Annotated in this window: 1 rRNA gene (only partly in view); it reads right to left on the bottom strand. The window is 55.9% G+C overall.

From position 1 onward, the window contains the following. Positions 1–655, bottom strand: a 23S ribosomal RNA gene (locus tag DCC82_RS17115); its annotated part reaches 562 nt to the left of the window's first position; the annotation flags it as partial. Between the last annotated feature and the right edge of the window lie 48 nt (positions 656–703).

Below are 703 nucleotides of genomic sequence, written 5' to 3' on the forward strand. Positions count from 1 at the left end.
ACTTAACCTCGCACGTCATCGTAACTCGCCGGTTCATTCTACAAAAGGCACGCCATCACCCATAAACGGGCTCTGACTACTTGTAGGCACACGGTTTCAGGTTCTCTTTCACTCCCCTTCCGGGGTGCTTTTCACCTTTCCCTCACGGTACTGGTTCACTATCGGTCACTAGGGAGTATTTAGCCTTGGGAGATGGTCCTCCCTGCTTCCGACGGGATTCCCCGTGTCCCGCCGTACTCAGGATCCACTCGGGAGGGAACGAAGTTTCGACTACAGGGCTGTCACCTTCTCTGGCGGGCCTTTCCAGACCGCTTCGTCTACCCCGTTCCTTTGTAACTCCCATGTGAGTGGTCCTACAACCCCAAGAGGCAAGCCTCTTGGTTTGGGCTGTTCCCGTTTCGCTCGCCGCTACTCAGGGAATCGCGGTTGCTTTCTTCTCCTCCGGGTACTTAGATGTTTCAGTTCCCCGGGTGTGCCCTCCATACCCTATGGATTCAGGTATGGATACTGCCCCATTACGGGCAGTGGGTTTCCCCATTCGGACATCTCCGGATCAACGCTTGCTTACAGCTCCCCGAAGCGTTTCGGCGTTTGCCCCGTCCTTCATCGGCTCCTAGTGCCAAGGCATCCACCGTGCGCCCTTTCTAACTTAACCATGCGAAAACAGCTTCACGCTAGCCGCCTTCGCTTCTCGGCTTCTTCC

The sequence above is a fragment of the Geobacillus sp. LYN3 genome (assembly GCF_003064505.1).
In the GTDB taxonomy this organism is placed as follows: domain Bacteria; phylum Bacillota; class Bacilli; order Bacillales; family Anoxybacillaceae; genus Parageobacillus_B; species Parageobacillus_B toebii.